Origin of the sequence: Bradyrhizobium sp. B117, assembly GCF_038969555.1 — a bacterium.
In the GTDB taxonomy this organism is placed as follows: domain Bacteria; phylum Pseudomonadota; class Alphaproteobacteria; order Rhizobiales; family Xanthobacteraceae; genus Bradyrhizobium.
This window is the reverse complement of the sequence record NZ_CP152414.1, coordinates 1742509-1762419: the sequence shown is the minus strand read 5'-3', so window position 1 is coordinate 1762419 and position 19911 is coordinate 1742509. Positions and strand designations below refer to the sequence as shown.

The following is a 19911-nucleotide window of genomic DNA, read 5'->3' as shown; positions in this document are numbered from 1 at the left end:
CCTGGGGGGCCTGGTCGCCAGGCGGCGCTCGCGCGAGCTTGAGTGGTTGTACGGCGAGGTCCGAAGTACGCATACGACGAAGACCGCCTGATTGACGCATGCGCGCGGGCACGGCGAGTTCTATGATGGCGATGCGTGAAGGTCAGGCGGCTTGCTGATCGGTGGGGTTGTCGGCCTGACGCAGGAGCTTCCATTCCCAGGGCAGCAGCTCGTGCAGACGCGATGCGGGAAGATCGGCGATACGGGCGAGGATGTCGGCGAGCCAGGCTTTGGGATCGACGTCGTTCAGGCGACAGGTCGTGATCATCGTCAGCATGATGGCGGCGCGGTCAGCGCCACGTAGGCTGCCGGCGAAGGTCCAGTTGCGCCTCCCCAAGGCGATGCCGCGCAACGCTCTTTCAGCGGCGTTGTTGCTAAGGCAGATCCTGCCATCGTCGAGGAAGCGGGCAAAATCGTCCCAGCGCCTGAGCATGTAGTTCATGGGCTTCAGGACCTCGGAGGAGCGCGAGAGGGTTTCTCGTTCACGGAGTAGCCAGGCGTGCATGTCGTCGAGAAGCGGCTTGCTTCTCTCCTGGCGCGCGGCACGCCGCTCGTCGGCGCTGCGGCCGTTGATGGCGCGCTCGATCTCGAACAACGCATCGAGGCGCCTGACAGCCTCCAGCGCGATCGGGGAGACCGGTTTGCCCTTGCGGCCGTCTCTGGCATTCTTCTCGATGTCAGCCAGTTCGAAGAAGCCCCGCCGCGCATGGGCTAGGCAAAATGCCGGCGTGATCGGTATCGCTTTCCTTTGTGGGTCGAACAACGGCTCGAAGCCGCTGTAGCAGTCCGCCTGCAGGATCCCGGCGAAGGCGGCCAGATGCTTCTGGGGATGCTCGCCCCGTCGGTCGCTCGAGGCGTAATAGACCGCCGCCGGCGGCGCAGGCCCACCGTAGGGCCGATCGTCGCGCACATAGGTCCAGATCCGCCCGGTCGTGCACTTGCCCTTGGCCAGGATGCGGATGGTGGTGTCGTCGCCATGAAGGCGCTCGGCCGACAGCACATGCCGCTCGATCAGTTGGAACAGCGGCATGACGGCGAAGGTCCCGTGGCCGACCTGGTCGGCCAGCGTCGACAACGGCAGGTCGATCCTCTCGGCCCTAAAGCGCACACTCTGGCGGTTGAGCGGGATATGCATGCCGAACTTGTCGAACAGGATTGTCGCCAGCAATTGCGGACCGATGAAGCCGCGCGGCGTGGCATGGAACGGTGCCGGCGGCTGGCTGATCTTCTCGCAATCGCGGCAGGTGAACTTTTCCCGCACCGTCTCGATCAGCTTGAACCGGCGCGGGATCCCCTCCAGCGTCTCGGTCACATCCTCGCCCAGCTTCGCCAGGCGCGATCCGCCGCAGCAGGCACAGCTCGTCGGGGCCTCGATGACGACGCGCTCGCGTTCGATGTCGTCCGGCCACGGCTTGCGCACCGGCCGCTTGCGTGTGAAGGCGCGCACGGCCTGGGTTTTCGCCGCGGCGGTACGTGCGGCAAGCTCATCCTCGCTCGCCGTGGTGACGAGTTCTTCGAGCTCCAATTCCAATTGCTCGATCAGCCGCGCCGTGCGCTCGGAGCGCTGCCCGTACAGTTCGCGCTTGAGCTTCTCGATCCGCAGCTCAAGGTGCACGATCAGCGCCTCGTTGGCCGACAGCTCCGCCCGCGCACTGGCAGCTACCGCCTCGGCTTGCAGCCGCGCCTCACGCTCGGCCTGCAGCGCCGCCAGGGCACTCACGAGGTCCAATGGAAGGTCGTCCGGCTTCGATATCATGAAGCCATTGAATCAGATCACGTTGCAGATTCAAACCGTAAAACGGCTATCCGACCCGCGTTGGTCGCAGCGTTTCTTGAGGGTTTCGCCAATCGATTCCGGACAACAGGTAGCTCATCTGCGCCGGTGAGATCGTCACCGCTTCGCCCGCAACCGATGGCCAGATGAACCTTCCTCTCTCGAGTCTTTTGGTGAACAGGCATGCTCCCTGGCCATCGTGCCAGATCACCTTCACAAGATCGCTTCGGCGACCGCGGAACACGAACAGATGACCGCTGAGCGGGTCCTTGCGCAGCACCTCCTGCACTTGGAGTGCCAACGACGGAAAGCCTCGGCGCATGTCCGTGTAGCCTGTCGCCAGCCACACTCGCGCGCCCGTCGGAACCGGGATCATCGGCGTACCAGAGCATCGAGAACGCGACGTAGCGCGTCTCCATCAACGTCGCCATCGACCCGGATGCGGTGCCCGCTACCAAGATCAATCTCGATGATGCCCTGGCTCTTCCGTCGACGCGCCGCCGTCGTCAATGGCGCTTCGGCCACCTCCCGCGGCGGCACAGACGGCCCAATCTCGACCGGCACGAACGGCGCTATACTCGCTTCACCGTGCTTGCAAAGCTCTTTGCGCCACCTGAACAGCTGGCTCACATGAAGGCCGGCCATGCGAGCCACCTCGGAAACACTGGCTCCGGGCTCGAGCGATGCTGCAACAAGCCGTTCCTTCTCATCCTGCGACCACCGGCGCCGCCGCTCGACCGATGTGATCACCTCTGCCCGCGAAATCGTCATAGCGCTTCTCCTAGGATTACCCCTAGGACCTGCAGCCCTCGCGTCCCTCAAACAAGACGGCCTTTGGCGGAGGGATACGGTCCGAAAAACGAGCAAGAGGCTGGACCACCCTCTTTCCCCGGCGCGAACGTGCATGTAGCCGATGTGAGAAATGCGAGCCCCCGCGGACCCCGCTTACTTGAGCGATCCTGAAGGGCTACAGCCTTTTCGATGAGCCGTGCACCTTCCTATCCGGTCCTTCTTTTAGGCATTCTCAGGCCCGGCCTATTCCACGATCGGCATCACGACGGACAAGATACGGTTAGAACAGGGTCGCCCCGGATCGACAGGCCGCGTCGGCGGCCTCCGGCGCGATACGGACCTCGCTTGCAGCATGTGGCGCTAAAACGACTCTTACACCATCACCCCGCGGTCCTCCGTTATTTGGGAGGCCAGAGCGGCCGCGCTAGCCGCGTCGCCGTCCGACTGCCGACCGCCCCGCAGCGTCCGTTGGTATCGGGCGGCTAGCGCTTATGCCTGGACTGAGATCGACGGCCCCGTCTTCCGGTCGGGCCACCAGCCGCGAGGCCCGCCAGAGCATCGACCCTGCGGTATGGCGCGGGGCCTTAGCGCGAAGTAAAGCCCCAGTAGGCGAAGAGACATTGCGGTCCCCGGCTCCGCAGGGACCCGCAAATTATGCAGTCGGGGGCTATTCATTGGTAAAGCCCACAACCGGACAATTCACTAGATTGCCCGTCGTCTTCACCGGCCCTCCCGCAGGGCTCACCAGTAAGCCCGCCGCGCTTTTGGCTTCAAGATCGTCGCCGTCAGTGATCAGTTTCCTTTGATCCTTTACGATAGCTTCCTTGGTCCACTCGGCTAGCCGCACGTCCCACATCGGAGAGTATCCGGCGCTGATCTCTGTGAAGTGCGCGAGAATGTCGAGCGAAGGCCCCTCTCCTTTGATAGCACTGTTGAGTCCCTGGCGATTCGGATCTTTCGCACCCATGCTGCCGTTCACAATCGTATAGATCACCTCAATCGCGCCGCTCTGTAGAATGTCGCTTTCCGCAGGCGCAAAGGTGGACGACTCAAGGGTCGCCGATTCCTCGGAATTTGCGTCAAAACTAAGATAACGCAGGTGTTTTCCGTTCGCGAATCCAAACCGAAGTTTCAAATCGACAGTGCCCTTATCAGGACAAATACTTGATACGGAGTCCGTCACGAGGGAGTAATCAGGGCTGCCGTTGCAGAATGAAATTTTATCCGGCCCGACATCGAACGCGACGATCGGCGCATTGAAAACAATATTCATACGATTAGCTACCCGCACCAGTGGGCTGTAGTGCGCATCCCCAATAGAACCGGCTCGGGCTGTCTTCGGAGGAAAAAACTTGGGCGCGTCCCCACCGACCAACTTCTGCGAAGGCGAGAAATCGACCCGCCCCGATTCAAACGTGAAGTTACCCGTGTCGTCCATTTCAGCAACCCGTGTGCTCTTCAGGTCCTTGGCATCAGCGAGACTCGGCGCCCAAGTAAGCCCCATCTCTTTTGAAGTAGCGTAATCGCTTACGTCGGTGAGCACGAACCAAACGGTCTCTCCCGACGCAAGACGGCCGCGATGGAGCGGTAGCGTCACCACCTCTCGTACTAGGTCCACCTGGCCCGACGTAAGAAATTGTTTCGTGAGCTTTTTGCCAGCGGTTGGATCGGCCGCGAGACTTACATGAGATATCGAAAACGACACCACAAGCATCACCATCGACCCGCAAACGCATCTGACGATCTTCCCGCTAGGCTTCATGACGCTACCTTCCTTGCATCCCGTCTGATTTTGCACAGGTGATATTGCAGCTAGTTCGCCGACGGCCTGTCACTTTTTGAGACCGGGATAGCCTTGAACATAGATCCAGTCGGTCGCTTTCGCAGGGATGTGGCAACCTAGACAATCTGAGCGGAAGTTCGTTGAGGTCGTTTTCATCGGGTCACCCGCATCAAACCAGGACCAGCCCCAACCATTGCCCCACAACTTATTATCGGGGTGGCTGTCCTTGCTGTCCTTCACCATCATGAACCATCCTTTGAGGCTTTGCTGATGGCTAACGGTCCCAGTCGTCATCTCCGAAGTGCCCGCGGCGTACACCTCCTTCACCAGGATCGAACCCTCGGGAAACTTGCCAGTCGCCCGATAGGCCGCCGCAGTGCCAGGCGACGCGTAGACCACGTGCATCTCCTTAGCGCCTTTGTCACCTGCAACAGACCAGCTCCCAAGGAATTCGTAGGCCGTTCGGTAGTCCTTCGGGATATGCATGTTGCCTGCCCCGTCGACGAGTTGCTCCTGCGCAGGCGCAGCCTGGCTCGGTACGAGCTGCGATACGAGGCAGCCGACGGTCACGGCTATGAATGAAGCGGACGCAACGACCGCACTTCCGAGAAATTTCATCACGGTTCTCCCTACTTCTTGATAGACGGATTCTCGTTGGGCGGCATTTTCTTGGAGTGATTCTGGCCGGGCGGTGGCGGCACCTGGTCCAGCAACGCATAGAATTGCGTCCATACGTCATCGCGCTTCGCGCTTGCGATGTGGCAGTAACCGCATTCCTCGACGGGCCGAACTTTCGCAGAGGCCGCCTTTGGTTCAAAATGGTTGAAGTTGAAATAGCCCCAGCCGTCGCTTGCCTTATATCTTTCGGTGTCCTTGACAGTCACATCCGCACCGTTGAAGGCACCCGGGAAGAACCCTTTACCCGATGGCTCAGTTCTCGAACCGTCCGGATTGGTGGCGGGCTGCAAGAGCTGCAGTTCCTTCACAAAGATCGTTCCTTCAGGAAAGATTCCCGTTTTTTTGTAGATCTCGTAGGAGCCAGGCTCGATATATACGTTGTGAAATTCCGGGAAATTTGCCTGGGGCGGGTTTAAGAAATTGGGTGTTGTTGGGGATCCAACGTAAACCCATTCGTGAAAATTCTTCGGCAGAATAAGGTCGCCGTCTTTCGTGTATTCAGGAAGATAGCGGCCAGTGGCGTGCCAATCGTCGGGTGGCGGAAGCTGTGGTTGCTGTGCGAAGACTGCGGTTGCCAGAGCGCCAACGCTGAGGACGGCAGAAAGTGCCAGTACAGTGCGTCTCATAATCTCTCTCCTTCGACCAGCTCGATATTGCCCATATGGCGATGACTGCATTCTTGCGCAGGTGGTCTCATTAACTGCGCGCAGATCAGACTATGCGTGGATGCCAACGTGCGAAAGCAACAAGGGGGCATGAAATCGATGCCCAATGGAAATGACGCGCTCTATGTTGATGTTTGATCATGAATACTTTCTACTCCCTCGCAACGCTGCGCGAGTAGCGATAGGTGGCCACTTCCAGTCTTTGCTGACGAGCTAGATTCTTTGCCCAGCCGCAGATTTCGCCACTGAGTCTCCCAAAGTTCTTGTCGTTCCAAATCTCGCCCGCGATCCCACGGAAACGGCCGATGAAATTTCCCAGTCGACAACAGCAATGTCGAACGTCGCTTTCCGAGCGAACATGCATCATGTGTCGATTCACTTGCTCGATCGCGGTTTGAAGCTCTTCGCTTCCGTAACGAGCCTCGATCGGTATCAATCCTTTTTCGCTCGCCGGCGGCTAGCCTTTCCAAACGCTTGTCATGTCATCGCAGCTTACGGACTAGTGTGTGCTTCCATCGTGGTGGCGAAAGCGATTCGCTCCGAGAAGGAATATTGTCGTGACGGGCGACTTTTCACCGCGCCGGCGTTGAAGAGGGCTCCTACGGTAAACATTCGGTGCATGACACTACCAGTCGCGGGGTGAGCCACGCCTCGGCCTTGTTCATCGCCGCCCGGCCGCCGATCCGGATCACCCAGCTCTTCACTGGTGAACAGCCCTCAAGCGGCATCGTCCGTATGATCTGGGCGGCTTGTGCGCCATGCAAATGGACGGGCTTAGCCTACGTCTGAGCTACCTCAGGCTGCGGCGCCTGATCATAACCGGAGGATTTGAAAATCATAACTGAGACGAGCGCGAAGTGCTCTGCGTGATGGGCTATGGTCGACGTATGCTCAAGCGACGGTTAGGGAGGGTTGACATGGAAGACCTGGACGTATCGGCTGGGCGTCAAGCCAAGCATCCAGCGCACGGAAGCTCCGATACTAAACATTCGTGTACGGAGACACATTCGTGCGCGGACACGGTGTGCGTGAAAAGAGCGCTGACGAGGCCCGACGCGGCCGTCGCTAGGGCCGAAGTCAATTGTGCGGCCGAAACGTACGAACGTCATTTCCACGACTCTCTCGAGCGCCTGCGTGGGGAACAACGCTATCGTGTCTTCGCTAACATCGAACGCGTCTCAGGCCGCTTCCCAGTTGCCAAATGGCGCCGCCCTGACGGATCCGTTACCGAAATAACGGTTTGGTGCTCGAATGACTATCTCGGCATGGGACAACATCCGGAAGTCGTGAGCGCGCTCACTGCAACGGCACACCGCTGCGGTGCGGGTGCAGGTGGAACTCGCAACATCGCCGGAAATAACTCGCCCTTGGTTGATCTAGAAGGCGAGCTTGCTGATCTGCACGGCAAGGAGGCGAGTCTCGTCTTCACCTCCGGATACGTTTCGAACCAAGCCAGCATCTCCACGATCGGTAAGCTGATCCCGGACTGCGTAATCCTTTCTGATGCATTCAACCACAATTCGATTATCGAGGGCATCCGTCAATCGGGTTGCGAAAAACGGATCTTCCGCCACAACGATCTTGGTCACCTCGAGGCCTTGCTGCGTGAGGCAGGGAGCCGCCCCAAGCTTGTCGTGTTCGAATCCGTGTACTCGATGGACGGCGATGTGGCGCCGATCGACGCAATCTGCGACCTCGCGGAGCGGTATAGCGCGATGACCTATCTCGATGAGGTTCACGCCGTCGGCCTCTACGGCGCCCACGGCGGCGGAATCAGCGAGCGCGACGGTGTGATGCACCGCTTAACGATAATCGAGGGTACTCTCGCCAAGGGATTCGGCTGCATCGGCGGCTATATTTCGGCGTCGCGATCGATTTGCGACGCGGTGCGCAGCTTCGCGCCCGGATTCATCTTCACCACCGCGCTCCCTCCACCGATTGCAGCCGCAGCGCGTGCATCCGTTCGCTACCTGAAACACTCGTCTGCCGAGCGCGAAGCACACCAACGACAGGCCGCTGCAACGAAACGGGCGCTCCACGCCGCTGGGCTTCCGGTTCTCCCGACCGAAACGCACATCGTGCCTGTGATTGTCGGCGATGCGGAGTTGTGCAAGGCGGCAGCCGATCGACTTCTGGAGCGCCACGCCATCTATATCCAGCCGATAAACTATCCAACGGTCCCCCGTGGGACGGAGCGTCTGCGCATCACGCCGTCGCCATATCATGGGGATAACCACATAGCGGAACTCGCAGCTGCGCTCACTGAGACCTGGGACGCCCTCTCTCTTTCCTGAGAAAGGTGCTTGGGAGCGCTCTCTTCGCGACCACCTACCCGGATTCATCGGCGGAGCGTCGGCTAACCGACGGTGCAGAGTACGCTGGGAAGGCGGCGCGCGTCCTGGATCGTGCAGCTCACGCAGCAAGTTGTGACAATGGAACATCCAACGAAAGTCATTCGACTGCGTACCCGCCCTTTACAGGCGATCGCGTGGCACATTTTGCCGTCGACTTCCACAATTGGGCTGGCATCCGTTCAAAGGGCAGCCCCCGAAGAGCAGAACCTCCTCATTCTTGTGGGCAGCTCTCCCCAACTTCGCCGCTCGAACTCGTTTGTCCAGAGTCGTCGATCATTTCGATAAGCCTCCAAACGAGGGTTGGTTGAAAACGATCAGAGCGAAACAGGACACGAAACCTGAAAATGGATAACACACAGAGGTCCCATCTGCTGATCGAAGATCTATCCGTGGCGCGCGGCGAGCGCATCCTGCTCGGCGGGATATCTTTGCGACTAGGCTCGGGCCAGATCGCCGAAGTGACGGGTCCCAACGGAGTGGGTAAATCTACACTCTTGCGGGCGATCGCCGGTTTTTTTCCACTCAGATCTGGCCGCATATCATGGGTGGAATCCCAAGCCGCGGATTCGGCGCCCCTGGCAGAACGCCTCCACTACGTGGGCCATCTCGATGGGCTGAAATCGGCGTTGACCGCCCGCGAAAACCTCGAGATCGGCCTGGGATTCCTGGGGCGAGGCCGGCGAACGCCGTTACAGGCGCTGGACCGCGTGGAGTTGGCTCATGTTCTCGATCTGCCAGTCGGCTATCTCTCTGCGGGGCAGCGTCGTCGCGTCGCATTGGCCCGGCTCTTGATCGTCGATCGCCCTCTATGGCTGCTCGACGAACCGGTAACTGCGCTCGACGGGCGCGCGCGCGCCTTACTGAAGGCTATCGTCGCGAGCCATCTCGGAGGCGGAGGATTGGCGCTGGCTGCGACCCACGAACCTCTTGGTCTGCCAGGGACAATCCAAGTCAGGCTTGGAACCAGGTGATGGCCATTTCGCCGAAGTGCGGTCGCAGCCCGCGTAGCTGTCTGTCTCGAGGTCGGGAAAGAAGAGATCAAGTTGATCCTCCGATTTCACTGGAGCGGTGTCAATCCAATAGCGATACCGGACGGGCATCATGACCCGTATTCTCCTCGTCGTTTTTGTTCGCGATCTCATGCTAGCCCGCCGCGTCGGTGGCGGCGGGATTCTCGGTCTGGTCTTTTTCCTCAGTCTCGTCACGGTCGTACCATTCGCGATCGGGCCCGACCTGCGTTTGCTGTCGCGGATCGGCCCGGCAATTCTATGGATAGCGGCACTTCTCGCGAGTCTATTGGGCCTCGACCGGTTGTTTCAGGCTGATCAAGAGGACGGTTCGCTGGACCAAATGTTCCTGTCGCCGGCGCCCCTAGAACTCATTGTTCTTGTGAAGTGCATGGCTCACTGGTTTGTGACGGGGCTGCCGCTCGTTATGCTCTCGCCTCTATTTGGTCTGATGTTGGATTTGGATGGCTCGGCCCTCCGATCGGTAGCAGCAACGTTGTTGGTTGGTACGCCGACCTTCACCTTTCTAGGGGCGATCGGGGCAGCCCTTACGGTCACTCTGCGGCGCGGCGGTCTGTTGCTATCGATCCTCGTCGTGCCACTAGCCGTACCGGTGCTGATCTTCGGTGTCTCCGCGGCGCAAAGTGCCACAATTCCCTTTTTGACACCGTTCCTGGTCCTCTGCGCGCTCGGACTCGCCTCCATCGCGCTCGCTCCGATAGCTGCGGCCGCAGCTCTTCGTAGCGCAGGTGAATAAATAGGCATGCAACGATTGAGTTTTCTTTACGGGGTACCCTATGTGAAATGACTTGCCTTGCCCGAACTTGACCCCAGGAGGAGCCTACAGCGGGGTATCGGAGTCAAACACAGCGGCAAGCTGATCCCGCTCGGCTTGGCTCAATGGTGCCGCTTGCGTGGACTGCTGGCGGCGCAATCCGAATAGCAGAGCGATGGCGCCCGCTCCGAGCACCAAAGCCGGCATTGCCCAAAGAAGAGCGGTTTCCAAGTCGAGTGGCGGTTTCAGCAGGATAAAGTTTCCGTAACGCTTAACCAGAAAAGCGCGGATCTGCTCATCACTTTCTCCGAGCTTAAGGCGCTCGCGCACCAGCAGGCGAAGGTCTCGAGCGAGCTCTGCCTTGGAATCGTCGATAGACTCATTCTGACAGACCAGACAACGCAGTCCGGCGGAAATAGCGCGCGCGCGTGCCTCGAGTTTCGGGTTTGTCAGGATTTCATCCGGCTGAACCGCCCTCGCCAAGCTAGGGGCGACGCTTGCGAGTACGATCGAAAGCAGAAGAATGCGACGAAGCCACGTCATTCGGCGGGCTCCGGCGCTGCGGGGCTGTCGACGACGCGGAGGCGAGCCGCGCGGCGCGCGAAGCCAATTCGGAGGCGTCTGTCGGATAAGGACACAATCCCTCCAAACGCCATAATGACCGCACCGATCCAGATGCTCGTCACGAGCGGCTTCCAGAACAGGCGCGCATCAACCGTACCATCCGCGTGGCGGTCCCCAAGCGAAATGTAGATCTGCCCAAAATTCAGCGTTACGATACCTGCCTCGGTGACGGTTGTCTGTCGTGTGGGAAAGCTGCGCCTGGCTGGCTCGACGGCTGTCACGTATGCGCCGCCTTTGCTGATAACCGTATGACCGACGAGCTCCGTGTAATTCGGGCCCTGCCGCGCTTGAAAATTCTCTATGGTGGCTTGATAAGGGCCGAGATCGATCCTCTGACCTAACTTGACGGTCGCGATCCGCTCCACACCCCAACCCGTCGCCGCCAAGCCCATGAGTGTCAAGCCAAGGCCGGCGTGAGCGATCGCCCCACCCCACGCGGAGCGCGGCAGCCCGATCGCGCGGGCTAGCATAACCCGGCCGCCTTGCCCTCGTGCCCAGATACGCGATGCGACATCGGTGAACGAACCGACGATGAGGTAGACGGCAAGGCCGAGACCGACTGCGGCGAAGACGGAGCCGCCCCGGATGACGGCAACGAGCACAATTGAGACTACAAGACCACCCAAGGCTGCGACCGTTACCCGTTGCGCTGCGCCGAGCAGGTCGCCGCGCTTCCAGGCGATCGACTGACCGAGCGGCATCAGCAGAACGATAGGCGCCACGAGCGGGCCAAGCGTTAAATTGAAAAACGGCGCGCCGACCGAGATCTTGTCTCCGGTCAGCGCCTCAAGCGCGAGCGGATAGAGCGTGCCGGTCAGAACCGTAACGCAGCAGGTGGTCAGCAGCAGGTTGTTGACTGCCAGCGCGCTCTCGCGTGAAACGGCTGCGAACACGCTACGTTCGCTCAGGGAGGGCGCGCGCCACGCGTAGAGCGCGAGTGGCCCGCCGATGAATACAGTCAGTATGACCAGGATGAAGACGCCGCGAGCCGGGTCACTGGCGAACGAATGGACGGAGGTCAGTACCCCGGAGCGCACGAGAAACGTACCCAGCAGCGACAGCGAGAACGTAAGTATTGCCAGGAACAGCGTCCAAATCTTGAGGGCTTCACGTTTCTCCATAACAGCAGCCGAATGGAGGAGCGCGGTGCCCGCTAGCCAGGGCATCAGTGACGCGTTTTCGACCGGATCCCAGAACCAGAATCCGCCCCAACCTAGGGTGTAATAGGCCCAGTACGACCCCATGGCGATGCCAAGCGTCAAAAATATCCAGGCAATCAGTATCCAGGGCCGAACGTAGCGGGCCCAAGCGGCGTCTAGCCGGCCATTGATCAGCGCGGCTACCGCGAAGGAGAACACGATCGAAGAACCGACATAGCCGACGTAAAGGAGCGGCGGGTGTATGGCAAGGCCCGGGTCTTGAAGCAGCGGATTAAGGTCCAGGCCCTCAAACGGCGCCGGAAATCGTCGCAAGAAAGGATCGGAGGTGAACAGAATGAAGCAAAGGAAGGCAAGCGAGATCCAGCCTTGGACCACCAGCGTATTCGCGCGTAGTTCGTTCGCCATGGCGCGTTCGAAAATCGCTACAGCCGCTCCAAAAGCTGCGAGAATCAGAACCCAAAGCAGCATGGATCCTTCGTGATTGCCCCAGACGCCCGCGATTTTGTATATAAGCGGTTTGGTGGTGAGTGAGTTCTCGGCGACTGTCACGAGACTGAAGTCAGACGCCACATGGGCGTAAGTCAGTGCTGCGAAGGCATAACCTACGAGCAGGAACTGGGTAATTGCGGCAGGGACCGCGATTGAAGTAAGTGCCGAATCACCAGTACGGGTTCCCCAGAGTGGCAGAACTGATTGAAGCAGCGCGACGGCGAGAGCCAAAGCGAGCGCGTAATGTCCGGTTTCGATGATCATCTTGTCCGTCCCATCAGCTGGGATGTTTCGTGGGCGCGGCGCTATTGCGCTCGCGCAGATCTTTCGTTGCGCCAAGTACCTTCTTGCTTGAGCTTGTCAGCTACCTCTTTAGGCATATATCGCTCGTCGTGTTTTGCTAGCACAGTGTCGGCATGAAAAAGGCTCGGTCCTTCCACGGTGCCCTCAGCGACGATGCCCTGTCCTTCACGGAAGAGATCCGGCAAAAATCCGGTGTAGCTGACTTTGACATCGTGCTTTAGGTCTGTCACCGCGAAGATGACAGTCGACGAACCCTCATGAGTAAGTGAACCACGTTTCACTAGGCCGCCGATGCGCAGCCGGGTGCCTGGCTGCGGCGCGTTTGCGGCCAGTTCGCTCGGCCCATAAAAGAAGACGATACTGTCACGCAACGCGAACAGGATGAGCCCTATCGCCATCGCCAAAGTGACCCCAGCTGCGCCGATGATAGCGAGGCGCCTGCCCTTTCGCGTCAAGATCTACTCCTCTAAACGAAGCTGTCGGACGAGTTCATCCACGCGGGACGACGCTTGCGCATCGCCTGCGAGCTGAGCACGTGCGGTTGCGACAGCCGCCTCGGCCTTTTTTCGCTCACCCAATGCCACGTAAGACCTAATAAGTAGCAACCATCCTTGAAGGTGATGGCCGTCCTTCGAGAGCTTCTCGGCGAGCTCCGCTACCATTCCCCGGATCGCGTTGCTTCGTTGCTCTGGAGGAAGCCCTTCAATGTCAGCTCGGGCTTGGCCAACGTGGATGTCACGAACCGCGGCAGCGAGGCTAAAATCTGCATTGGACGGCCTCGATGCGATCGGAATGTCAGGCTGGCCGGGAGCGCCGACCTTGAGGTACGACGCGAGCGCGACGAGCGGCAGGACTAAGACGATCGCCAAAGCCGCTGCGGCGCGTCGCTGACCTCTGCGGTGCGACGTATGCGACCAGCTCTCGGGCGCCGAGTTGAGTGACGCGAGTAGCCGGCGCTCGATCTCGGCGCGAGTCGTCACAGATTCCTCAGGTACTAGCATTCCGCTGCGCACGTCCTCATCCGCTTCGGTTAGAAGATCGCGATAGAACGTCACGTCGGGATCGCGCGCGCGAAAGGCCTTGCGCCGCTCTGAGAGCGGCCGGGCCAGCGCCAGCACGACTGACGACGTCATCATTGCAAAAATGGCCCACAGCACGTCTTCAAAGACCTCCGTTCGTCCTCGCTATCGCACAGCGCACCACCCGCCGACATGCGCCGCCATTGAGGCTCGTACCACCTGACTGTGCCGCTTTCATTGCCCACTCGGAATTACCGAACAATGTTGCGGACGAAGCACTACAATGCTGAGGCAAGAAACGCTCCTTCTTGCATTCACCCCCGGAAGGATGGAGAGCGTGCAATGCAGTCGTCATAGACGCTCAGCCTCGGCAATCGCGGCCATCAAACCAGGCCGGCTTGCGTCCGAGATGCCACCAACCAGTTTGTACGCAATGGTGCCATCACCCTTGATCACGTAGGTCTCGGGAACGCCATAGACACCGAAATCGATCCCCGTTCGGCCCGAGCGATCAGTGCCGACCTGTGCGAACGGGTTGCCGTGAGCGGCAAGATAGGCCAGCGCACTTTTGGGATCGTCTTTGTAGACAATCCCGGAGAGTTTCACGCCCCGCCGCTGCAGCGTGGGGTCGCTTGCCAACGCCATCAGGGCCCCTGCTTCTTCCCGACATTCAACACACCATGATGCGAACACGTTCAAGATTGTCACGTGCCCTCGCCGCAAATCTGCGCTCGACAAACCAGGTGGACCGGTTGTTGAAAGCCCTTCGAGCGGCATCAGCGCAAATTGCGGCACTGACCTGCCGATCAGAGCAGAGGGCACCAGTGAAGGATCACCTGCCCCGAGCCGCACTAGAAACAATGCCGCGATTCCGCAGAAGACCAATAAAGGGATAACCACCCACAAGCGGGCCAGTGCGCGTCGACGCGTCGACGCGCTCAATGATAGGTGAGTTGAGGTCGGGATGTTGCTCATGCGCGACCCCGCCGATCCGAGTGATCGAGAAGGCGAGCCAAGGTACGGCGCTGAAGACCATAGTCGATAAGAATCGCCACGATCATTCCCGCCAGGACGGTGCCCGTCACCAAAAATGCCGCCATTATGAATCCGTCATGCCGCAACATAGGTTCAGGAACCTAATTCGGCAGCCAGCATGCGAATCGCCGTTTCGCCACTGGCCGCCTGCGTGATCGCAAGCCGCCGGGCTCGGCGTCGCATTATCTCGTTGCGAACTGACATAACGTGGAGCGTCACGAACAAGAGCGTGTATGCGAGCGCCATAACAATCAGCGGCCAGAGCATCGAGCCAGCGATCGCCGCGCCCTCCATCCGGAACACCGACGCCGGCTGGTGAAGCGTGTTCCACCAATCAACCGAGAACTTCACAATCGGAATATCGATAAGACCCACCAGGGTCATAATCGAAACTGCTCGTGCCGCCCTACTCGGGTCCTCGATTGTCTGCCAGAGCGCGATGAGACCGAGATAAATGAGAAGCAGAACCAGCATGGAGGTGAGCCGTGCGTCCCAGACCCAATAAGTGCCCCACATTGGTTTGCCCCATAGCGAGCCCGTGACGAGGCAAATGAAAGTGAAAGCTGCGCCGAGGGGCGCTGCCGCCTTTTGAGCCGCATCGGCGAGTGGATGACGCCATACCAAGGATCCGAACGCAGACATCGCCATGAATGAATAGGCAAGCATGGCGGTCCAGGCGGCGGGGACGTGGATGTACATAATTCTCGCAGTCTCACCTTGCTGGTAGTCGGGGGGCGCGTCGAACGTTCCAAATAGACCAATCGCGAAGGCGATTGCTGTCGAACCCCAAAGCAAAGGCAGCAGCTTTGCGGCGAGGCGCACGAAATTGCCTGGGTTGCTATAGGCGCTAAAGCTCAGCTTCAACTTTCGATCTCCTCGAAGCCAACCCGCAGGCGGGGAATCGCTCGCTTCCTAACGCAACTCGCGTAGGGATCTGCTCTCATTTCGCCTGCAAAGCCGATGAGTATTGCATCACACGCGGCACGGGTTCGCAAATTACCCTCGGTTATCATTTCGATGCCCGAAGATCGGAGATTAGACATTTCTATCAAGAGGTCCGCTTAGTCCATCGCGCGGACTTTGCACGAAGTGGATTTAGCCACGCTCTGATCCTCGATCAGCTGGAGAAACGGCCTCGCGTCTGACGCATGCCTATCGTGATGATGATCGAAGCATGCAATAGCTATTCGCACTCCTCGCTCGCGGCGCTGGACTCGGAGGGGCAGTTATGGCCAGGCGGATAGTCGAGTGCGGTAAAGCTAGCGGCTTATGTCTGCAGAAGCGGTTCGTCGTGTGGAGGGAGCGCCTTAAGCTTTCGTATAGGACCCTCGTTCCATTTGGATGACTGGTTCTGTACCGGCGTTCAATTGAGCCGCCGGTCGCGATCATCGTATGTATAAAGCCGCGATGGTCCTCCCCTCCCCCCGCCATCGCTGCCCACCTTGGGCGCCTCCCTAGACTTGGGCCGCTTGTGGCAACGCAGGCGGCCCTCCTTTTGCGTACTGCCCATTCCGATTAGACTGGCGTTTTATTCAACCAATACGTCTGTACTGTCACTTGATACCTGCGCCCAATAGCGTCAATCACGCGCTCCGTGCTAGCTGTTGATACGGAATGAAACGCAACGGAACCGGCCCGCGAGCAGGCAGTTGCAGGATAAGGCCGGCGGCGTAGCGCCCGACCGACCTTTCCCCTGACCGAAACGTGCTTCGCCGATCCCGCAAGCCCTTAGTTCGATGATTCGCTGCGGAGAACCGGCCATGAAAAACATCGCGCATCTCCTAATCTGGTTTTGGCGAGGGAGCCCGCCAGCGCCCAACACACAACTTGGGCCTATGGCCGAAAATCGGGATCAATCCAGCATGGCCGACTTTGTCCGCATCCTGCAGGCCTACGATCATGACCAGCACGATGGGAGTTAGGGAGATCGAAATCGGCTTACCAGGTCTCATGAGCCCGGTAGAAAATGCGTGGTCAGGGGGGCCGCAATCATCGGTACCTTTCTAAATGGCCATCGCGGTCCAGTGCACCGGTAGACAATCGGCCACGCGTCTTCGAAGCCACCCTCCCTGATCGAACTCGTCAGGGATCTCGCGCCAACCATGAGTGGCCGATATTGTTGTGACCGCGAGAAGATTAGGAACGCATCTCGGTTGCACTCGAAAGGTCGCAAGCCAGGGCGGACGCGATGCTACCACCTCAGACTCGACTTGCTTCAGGTCGGACTACGGCGTGTACTCATAATTCGAGCATCGTCCGGGATGGCGAAGTTCGCAGTGCCCTCAAAGGCAGACATCGACGGTGCTCAAGTGAAAGTCCGCTAAGGGGCTATGTGTGGACGGCTCCGGGTTGGCAAGGACTTTCTTCACGTCTGCAGGATTGGTCGGAGCAGCCATGTGTTCGGCCTTTGAGCGCGGCACACTTGGCCGCTGGTCATAATGCCCTCCGCGGATCAGGTCCCGGTCAAAACCTCGCATACGATGATGCTGTGGCCCGTGTGGGTTGTCCTGATCGCCAAATCGACCGGCTCTGCATTACGTGCTGTTTGCCCCTTTCCAACCGTCACATCACGTCGGACGCCCGACGCGATCTCTTTAGACCATAAGCGCGGCGGGTTGCCGGTACCGGCTACCTTTCGTCATCAGGGCCCACGCAATCCGCGCAAGCTTGTTCGCAAGGGCAATAGCCGCAACCTTGGTCGGCCTCCTCGCCAGCAATGCCACAAGCTAGGGCCGATGCTTGGTCCCATGGATTTTGGCATAGCGGATGACAGCCAGCGCTCTGGCCGTGAACAGGCTACGCAAATAGCGATCCCCTCGTTTGCTGATGTTGCCGAGCTTTTCCTTGCCACCGCTCGAGTTTTGCTTCGGAAGCAGCCCGATCCAGGCTGAGAAGTCCCGACCTGACCGGAACACCTTGGGTTCGGCAATGCTCGCCACGAGAGCCGTGGCCAGCAGTGGGCCGACGCCAGGAATGTGATTGAGCCGCCGACTAGCCTCGCTCGATCGATGCCAAGCCAGGATCCGACAATCGAGATCCAGAATCTGGGCCTTGAGCTGCCGCAGCTGGACCCCGAGAATGGCAACACACGCTCGCGCAGCCTCTGACACCCGGGCGTCATTAGTGTCGGCGACGACTTCGTGCAGGTGCTCTACACCTCGACGCCTGACCGGCGCGACGATCCCAAATTCTGCGAGATGCGCTCGGATCGAGTTGATGGTGGGCAGTTTGCTGGCGAATTAAGAGATGGCGCGTGCGATGAAGGACCAGGCAGCCCTGCTGCTCAATTGTCTTAATCGGCACGAACCGCATGTTGGGCCTCGTGACCGCTTCGCAAATAGCCTCAGCGTCGGCCGCGTCATTCTTCTGTCGTTTGACATACGGCTTAACGTAGGCCGGCGGTATCAGCCGCACGATGTGCCCAATCGCCTGCAGCTCACGCGCCCAGTAATGCGATGACGCACACGCCTCGATCCCAATGAAGCAACCCGGCAGCTTCTCAAAGAACGTCAAAACTTGCCGACGCTTCAACTGACGGCGGACAACCACTTGCCCAGCCGCATCAACGTCATGCACCTGAAAAACCGACTTCGCGATGTCGAGATCAATCGTTGCTATCGTCTGCATAGGCAGCTCCTCCGAAACGTGGGAGCCTTACACGGCGCCCACTCCATGGCACTCTCGTGCCGGTGGAGGAGCCGTCCACATGGGGTAATCGCAGGAGCGAGTCGCCCCCGATCAACCGAGAATGGAAACTGGTGGCTGTTCCCCGATAGGATGGAAATACGGGCTCACGACTGGACGCCGGGCCCAAGCATCGAATGGAGAACAGCCATGGAAGAATATATTGGTCTCGACGTGTCGATGAAAGAGACGGCAGTCTCGATCCGCCGAGGAGGTCAGCGGATCTGGCGCGGCAAGTGCGCAACTGATCCGAGTATCGTCGCCGAGCTCATCCGCAAGCGGGCGCCATCCGTGAAACGCGTCGTATTCGAGACCGGACCGCTATCGGTATGGTTCTATCATTCTCTGCACACCGAAGGGCTGCCGGCGATCTGTATCGACGCGCGCCATGCTAAAGCGGCGCTCGATATGGCGACCAATAAGACGGACGCAAACGACGCCGATGGCCTGGCGCAACTCGCGGAAGTCGGATTCTTTCGTGAGGTGCGTGTGAAGGGATTCGACAGCATGCTGACCCGCACGCTTGTCGCAGCGCGGACGCGGCTGGTCCGAATCACTACCGAGCTTTCCAATCAGATCCGCGGCGTCATGAAAACCTTCGGTCTGCTCGTTCCCGCCGGAAAAGGAAGCACCTTCGAGAAGAATGTGCGGAGCCTTCTTGCCGACCAGGACAGACTTGCATCCATTGTGCTGCCGATGCTGGAAGCCTGGCGCGGCATTCGCCTCCGCGCCGCCGAACTCGGGCGCCAATTGGTGCGGGACGCGCGCCAAAGTCGTGCTTGCCGCATCCTCATGTCGATTCCTGGAATCGGTGCTATCACCGCGACCTCCTTTACCACCGCTATTGAGGAGCCTGACAACTTCAGGAAATCCCGATCTGTTGGCGCGTGGATCGGCCTAACAACGCGCCGCTACCAATCCGGAGAAGTCGATTATGACGGCCATATATCCCGACGTGGCGACCGCCCTTTGCGAGGGCTTCTCTACGAAGCGGCAGCGGTCATTCTGACGCGCAGCTCAACTCACAGCACGCTGCGCACATGGGGTCTGCAGCTTCGGGAGAGGATCGGCTTCAAGAGAGCTGCCGTGGCTGTGGCCCGCAAACTGGCGGTAATAATGCATACGATGCTTAAGACCGGCGAGCTGTTTAACCCGAACGCCGGAGCCGCTGCATAAGTCCAGATCGCGTTCGGAACCCGAACGCCTAAGGCGTCCCTGCCGGGACGTGAGCCGAGCCATTCCGCTGATGCTGTTGCACTGCTGACTCAGCAAAGTGCGTCGTCCACATTGAAGGCTCGTCCCGCGAAGCTCCATCATGCGGCGGCTGATGCCGACCGCGAAGACAACCATGCACCCGGCAGTGTCTCCTCAGCGATTATATGCTTGACGCCCCGGCAGCGATTAGACAACAGCATCAGAAGCAGCCCCTTCGCTCAGGTGTTGTGTGTCTCTATCTGTCGATCGCATGCGTCATCGCCGTGCACTACGTCCCGGCGGAATCTGAGGCAACGGAGAGAACTTGGATTGAAGATAGGGCGAAGTGGCCAGGGCAAGCGCAGCGGGCGGCGCCGCGCGACGCAATCGCCGCCCGAATTGAAGGTCTATGATAAATGGTTATCGGATAGATAGTCACACGACATTTCCCTTTCTCGGGCCGCGGCGGCATCCTCCACCCCGCAGTATGCAATTAAGGCCGCTGTGCTGTGGCAGGCAGCACTGCGCGGTTCGGT

Annotated in this window: 17 protein-coding genes and 1 pseudogene; 4 read left to right on the top strand and 14 right to left on the bottom strand. The window is 59.5% G+C overall.

Annotation, left to right across the window (positions count from 1 at the left end; genetic code table 11):
* Nucleotides 1–142 precede the first annotated feature (142 nt).
* The 6 genes from AAFG16_RS08535 to AAFG16_RS08510 form a co-directional block, all read right to left on the bottom strand.
* On the bottom strand, nt 143–1795 hold the full coding sequence (locus AAFG16_RS08535) for an IS66 family transposase (RefSeq protein ID WP_342733845.1): 1653 nt from the start codon (nt 1793–1795) through the stop codon (nt 143–145).
* Between the two features lie 46 nt (nt 1796–1841).
* The gene (gene tnpB / locus AAFG16_RS08530; RefSeq protein WP_271608648.1) at nt 1842–2189 is read right to left on the bottom strand and encodes an IS66 family insertion sequence element accessory protein TnpB; all 348 of its coding nucleotides are present in this window, start codon (nt 2187–2189) and stop codon (nt 1842–1844) included.
* Entirely contained in the window at nt 2186–2584 is a 399-nt protein-coding gene (locus AAFG16_RS08525) for a transposase (RefSeq protein ID WP_271608649.1), read from the bottom strand. Before AAFG16_RS08525 ends, tnpB begins: the two co-directional genes overlap by 4 nt.
* 688 nt (nt 2585–3272) lie before the next feature.
* Entirely contained in the window at nt 3273–4325 is a 1053-nt protein-coding gene (locus tag AAFG16_RS08520; protein WP_342738700.1) for a hypothetical protein, read from the bottom strand.
* 111 nt (nt 4326–4436) lie between these two features.
* Nucleotides 4437–5006, bottom strand: a complete 570-nt coding sequence (locus tag AAFG16_RS08515) for a cytochrome P460 family protein (RefSeq protein WP_342738698.1) — start codon at nt 5004–5006, stop codon at nt 4437–4439.
* Nucleotides 5007–5017: 11 nt separating this feature from the next.
* Nucleotides 5018–5692, bottom strand: a complete 675-nt coding sequence (locus AAFG16_RS08510) for a cytochrome P460 family protein (RefSeq protein WP_342738696.1) — start codon at nt 5690–5692, stop codon at nt 5018–5020.
* Between the two features lie 956 nt (nt 5693–6648).
* Between AAFG16_RS08510 and hemA the strand changes: the two genes are divergently transcribed.
* The 3 genes from hemA to ccmB all read left to right on the top strand — a co-directional run bounded on the left by hemA (nt 6649) and on the right by ccmB (nt 9849).
* Complete coding sequence (hemA, locus tag AAFG16_RS08505) at nt 6649–8025, top strand: 5-aminolevulinate synthase (RefSeq protein ID WP_342738694.1); 1377 nt, start codon at nt 6649–6651, stop codon at nt 8023–8025.
* Between the two features lie 404 nt (nt 8026–8429).
* A complete protein-coding gene (gene ccmA, locus AAFG16_RS08500; RefSeq protein WP_342738692.1) occupies nt 8430–9056 on the top strand; it encodes a heme ABC exporter ATP-binding protein CcmA in 627 nt (208 codons plus the stop codon).
* 130 nt (nt 9057–9186) lie between these two features.
* Nucleotides 9187–9849: a heme exporter protein CcmB gene (gene ccmB, locus AAFG16_RS08495; RefSeq protein WP_342738690.1), complete on the top strand. Its 663-nt coding sequence runs from the start codon at nt 9187–9189 to the stop codon at nt 9847–9849.
* Nucleotides 9850–9933: 84 nt separating this feature from the next.
* On the opposite strand, the gene AAFG16_RS08490 is transcribed toward ccmB, so the two are convergent.
* The 8 genes and pseudogenes from AAFG16_RS08490 to AAFG16_RS08455 all read right to left on the bottom strand — a co-directional run bounded on the left by AAFG16_RS08490 (nt 9934) and on the right by AAFG16_RS08455 (nt 18124).
* Nucleotides 9934–10410, bottom strand: coding sequence for a cytochrome c-type biogenesis protein (locus AAFG16_RS08490; RefSeq protein ID WP_342738688.1), 477 nt, complete (start codon nt 10408–10410; stop codon nt 9934–9936).
* Nucleotides 10407–12404, bottom strand: a complete 1998-nt coding sequence (locus AAFG16_RS08485; protein WP_342738686.1) for a heme lyase CcmF/NrfE family subunit — start codon at nt 12402–12404, stop codon at nt 10407–10409. Before AAFG16_RS08485 ends, AAFG16_RS08490 begins: the two co-directional genes overlap by 4 nt.
* Before the next feature lie 41 nt (nt 12405–12445).
* Nucleotides 12446–12898: a cytochrome c maturation protein CcmE gene (gene ccmE, locus AAFG16_RS08480; protein WP_342738684.1), complete on the bottom strand. Its 453-nt coding sequence runs from the start codon at nt 12896–12898 to the stop codon at nt 12446–12448.
* Nucleotides 12899–12901: 3 nt separating this feature from the next.
* Complete coding sequence (gene ccmI / locus AAFG16_RS08475) at nt 12902–13600, bottom strand: c-type cytochrome biogenesis protein CcmI (protein WP_342738682.1); 699 nt, start codon at nt 13598–13600, stop codon at nt 12902–12904.
* A gap of 213 nt (nt 13601–13813) precedes the next feature.
* A complete protein-coding gene (locus AAFG16_RS08470; protein ID WP_342738680.1) occupies nt 13814–14437 on the bottom strand; it encodes a DsbE family thiol:disulfide interchange protein in 624 nt (207 codons plus the stop codon).
* A complete protein-coding gene (locus AAFG16_RS08465; RefSeq protein ID WP_342740874.1) occupies nt 14434–14523 on the bottom strand; it encodes a hypothetical protein in 90 nt (29 codons plus the stop codon). Before AAFG16_RS08465 ends, AAFG16_RS08470 begins: the two co-directional genes overlap by 4 nt.
* 67 nt (nt 14524–14590) lie before the next feature.
* Nucleotides 14591–15361, bottom strand: coding sequence for a heme ABC transporter permease (locus tag AAFG16_RS08460; RefSeq protein WP_342738678.1), 771 nt, complete (start codon nt 15359–15361; stop codon nt 14591–14593).
* A gap of 1730 nt (nt 15362–17091) precedes the next feature.
* Nucleotides 17092–18124: pseudogene (locus AAFG16_RS08455) on the bottom strand (IS110 family transposase).
* Nucleotides 18125–18331: 207 nt separating this feature from the next.
* On the opposite strand from AAFG16_RS08455, the gene AAFG16_RS08450 reads away from it, so the two are divergent.
* The gene (locus AAFG16_RS08450; RefSeq protein WP_271597371.1) at nt 18332–19357 is read left to right on the top strand and encodes an IS110 family transposase; all 1026 of its coding nucleotides are present in this window, start codon (nt 18332–18334) and stop codon (nt 19355–19357) included.
* Nucleotides 19358–19911 lie beyond the last annotated feature (554 nt).

Excerpts from the sequence above, each read along its gene's own strand:
- ccmB (WP_342738690.1), top strand. The coding sequence starts at position 9,187 with ATGACCCGTATTCTCCTCGTCGTTTTTGTTCGCGATCTCATGCTAGCC.
- AAFG16_RS08450 (WP_271597371.1), top strand. The coding sequence starts at position 18,332 with ATGGAAGAATATATTGGTCTCGACGTGTCGATGAAAGAGACGGCAGTC.
- AAFG16_RS08535 (WP_342733845.1), bottom strand. The coding sequence starts at position 1,795 with ATGATATCGAAGCCGGACGACCTTCCATTGGACCTCGTGAGTGCCCTG.
- tnpB (WP_271608648.1), bottom strand. The coding sequence starts at position 2,189 with ATGATCCCGGTTCCGACGGGCGCGCGAGTGTGGCTGGCGACAGGCTAC.
- hemA (WP_342738694.1), top strand. The coding sequence starts at position 6,649 with ATGGAAGACCTGGACGTATCGGCTGGGCGTCAAGCCAAGCATCCAGCG.
- ccmA (WP_342738692.1), top strand. The coding sequence starts at position 8,430 with ATGGATAACACACAGAGGTCCCATCTGCTGATCGAAGATCTATCCGTG.
- AAFG16_RS08515 (WP_342738698.1), bottom strand. The coding sequence starts at position 5,006 with ATGAAATTTCTCGGAAGTGCGGTCGTTGCGTCCGCTTCATTCATAGCC.
- AAFG16_RS08520 (WP_342738700.1), bottom strand. The coding sequence starts at position 4,325 with ATGGTGATGCTTGTGGTGTCGTTTTCGATATCTCATGTAAGTCTCGCG.
- AAFG16_RS08485 (WP_342738686.1), bottom strand. The coding sequence starts at position 12,404 with ATGATCATCGAAACCGGACATTACGCGCTCGCTTTGGCTCTCGCCGTC.
- AAFG16_RS08490 (WP_342738688.1), bottom strand. The coding sequence starts at position 10,410 with ATGACGTGGCTTCGTCGCATTCTTCTGCTTTCGATCGTACTCGCAAGC.
- AAFG16_RS08470 (WP_342738680.1), bottom strand. The coding sequence starts at position 14,437 with ATGAGCAACATCCCGACCTCAACTCACCTATCATTGAGCGCGTCGACG.
- AAFG16_RS08510 (WP_342738696.1), bottom strand. The coding sequence starts at position 5,692 with ATGAGACGCACTGTACTGGCACTTTCTGCCGTCCTCAGCGTTGGCGCT.
- AAFG16_RS08465 (WP_342740874.1), bottom strand. The coding sequence starts at position 14,523 with ATGATCGTGGCGATTCTTATCGACTATGGTCTTCAGCGCCGTACCTTG.
- AAFG16_RS08525 (WP_271608649.1), bottom strand. The coding sequence starts at position 2,584 with ATGACGATTTCGCGGGCAGAGGTGATCACATCGGTCGAGCGGCGGCGC.